This window comes from Parasynechococcus sp. (assembly GCF_042954245.1).
Classification (GTDB): domain Bacteria; phylum Cyanobacteriota; class Cyanobacteriia; order PCC-6307; family Cyanobiaceae; genus Parasynechococcus.
The window spans coordinates 1-2145 of record NZ_JBGKDP010000079.1; the positions used below are offsets into that span (position 1 = coordinate 1).

At 61.2% G+C, this 2145-nt stretch carries 3 protein-coding genes and 1 tRNA gene; 3 read left to right on the forward strand and 1 reads right to left on the reverse strand.

The features are described 5' to 3' along the window. Positions 1–371: N-acetyltransferase (locus tag ACGVJ8_RS03705; RefSeq protein WP_392345562.1), on the forward strand; the 371-nt coding region annotated here is incomplete at its 5' end. Positions 372–387: 16 nt separating this feature from the next. On the opposite strand, the gene ACGVJ8_RS03710 is transcribed toward ACGVJ8_RS03705, so the two are convergent. Beyond that, positions 388–461 (reverse strand) — tRNA-Arg (locus ACGVJ8_RS03710). A 103-nt stretch (positions 462–564) separates the two neighbouring features. Here ACGVJ8_RS03710 and recF point away from each other — a divergent pair. Further along, positions 565–1659: a DNA replication/repair protein RecF gene (gene recF, locus ACGVJ8_RS03715; protein ID WP_392345566.1), complete on the forward strand. Its 1095-nt coding sequence runs from the start codon at positions 565–567 to the stop codon at positions 1657–1659. A 31-nt stretch (positions 1660–1690) separates the two neighbouring features. Next, the coding region (gene speD / locus ACGVJ8_RS03720) for an adenosylmethionine decarboxylase (protein ID WP_392345564.1) at positions 1691–2145 on the forward strand (455 nt) is incomplete at its 3' end.

Consider the following 2145-nt stretch of genomic DNA (forward strand, 5'->3'; position numbering starts at 1 on the left):
AGCTCAACAACCTGCTGATGTCCTGCAGGGAATCAACCCACCCTGAGGAGCGCTGGGAGCTCGCCCTTCAGCGCAGCCTGTGGCAGATCAGCATCCTGGATGAGTCGACTGGAGAACTGATCGGATTTGTGCGGGCCACCAGTGATCTGGCCCTCAACGCCAACCTTTGGAACCTGGCCGCCAAACCCGGACCGAACCAAGCGGCCCTTTTTGCCGTTCTGGTGCACCGTGCCCTGCAAATCCTTCGCCGGGATCTGCCCGGCTGCAGCCTCTCAATTTCGGCACCTGCAGATGCGTTGGAAGCGCTCAAACAGCAAGGTTTCCTGATTGATCCCAATGGCATCCGCGCCATGGGACTCAGCCTGAGCTGAGACGTAAGGATCAACACGAGCATGGAGGGACTTGAACCCCCGACCCTCAGAACCGGAATCTGATGCTCTATCCAACTGAGCTACATGCCCACTGATCGGCGTTAAGCCGCAGTGATATCGAGCGGCAACCGTCCCGATACAGGTACCTTACTCACTGGTCGCCCCAGCACCCATCCGGCTCCACAGGCTTCAACTGCAGGGCTTCCGGAACCACACCGTTCTGCAGCTGGAACTGACGCAGCCACGCCTGCTGGTGATCGGGCCCAATGGCATTGGTAAGTCCAACCTGCTCGAAGCGGTTGAGCTGCTGGGCAGCTTACGTTCCCATCGCTGCAGCAATGATCGGGACCTGATTCAGTGGGGCACACCCCAGGCCCTGATCCGGGCCGACGTGGGGGATGGTGATCGCCTGGAACTGGAACTGCGGCGCCAGGGAGGTCGTCAGGCCAGACGAAACGGAAAGCTGCTGGATCGGCAGCTCGACCTGATTGGGCCACTGCGCTGCATCGGGTTTAGTGCCCTCGATCTTGATCTGGTGCGGGGCGAACCCGCCCTACGCCGTCAGTGGCTGGACCGGGTGGTGCTGCAGCTTGAGCCAGTGTATGCCGATCTGGTGGCACGGCTGAACCGGTTGTTGCGACAGCGCAGCCAGCTCTGGCGCCAGAGGCAGATCTCTAGTGCCGAACGCCACGCACTGCTCGACGCGTTTGACGTTCAGATGGCGCTGGTGAGCACCCGGATTCACCGGCGGCGACAACGGGCCCTGCATCGGCTGGAACCGATCGCCCAGCGCTGGCAGACCCACCTCAGCGGGGGCACAGAAGCCTTGGAACTGCACTACAGACCCGGCAGCCGGCTCGATGGGGAGGATGCCGAAGAACCCTGGCGACTCGCCATCGAGGAGCAGATGCGCGAACAACGGGAGGAAGAGGAACGGCTCGGTAGCTGCCGTGTGGGCCCGCACCGGGATGAGATCGCCCTGCTGCTAGGAAGCAGCCCAGCACGACGGTTTGCTTCAGCAGGCCAACAGCGGTCGCTGGTGCTGGGCCTGAAGCTCGCCGAACTGGAGCTGGTGACCCAGCTGTGTGGGGAGCCACCACTGCTGCTTCTCGATGACGTGCTTGCCGAACTGGATCCCACCCGCCAGCAGCTCCTGCTCGAAGCTGTGAGCGAATCGCATCAATGCCTGGTGAGCGCCACTCACCTCGAAGGCTTTGGCGGCGGATGGCAGCAGCAGGCCCAAATTCTCGGAGCAAGAGAACTGAGACCCAATCTGCAGATCAGATAGGGTGGCGGACTTGTTTTTCTCTCATCGCCTGATGGAGCAAACCCTCTCTGAACTGCATCCCAACCCGGGATGGGGGGCACCTGAGATTCCTTCCACCGACATGGTCGGTAAACACTGCATTCTCGAGCTCTACGACTGCAACCCGAGCCGGCTCGACGACGAAACATTCATCCGCACAACGATCACCTCAGCGGCCAAAGGCGCTGGTGCGACGCTGCTGAGCCTGATCATCCATCAATTTCAACCCCAGGGCGTCACGGGCCTGGCCCTGCTGGCGGAATCCCACATTTCCATCCACACCTGGCCTGAATCCGGCTACGCCGCTGTTGATGTGTTCACATGTGGTGACCACACCATGCCAGAACAGGCCTGCGCCATTCTCTGCAGTGAGCTTCAAGCGAAACGGCACGCGCTGAAAAGCTTTCTGCGAGAAACGCCTGCGGCCATTGCCACTGGGGTGAGAGAACCTGTGGAAATGCCAAGCCA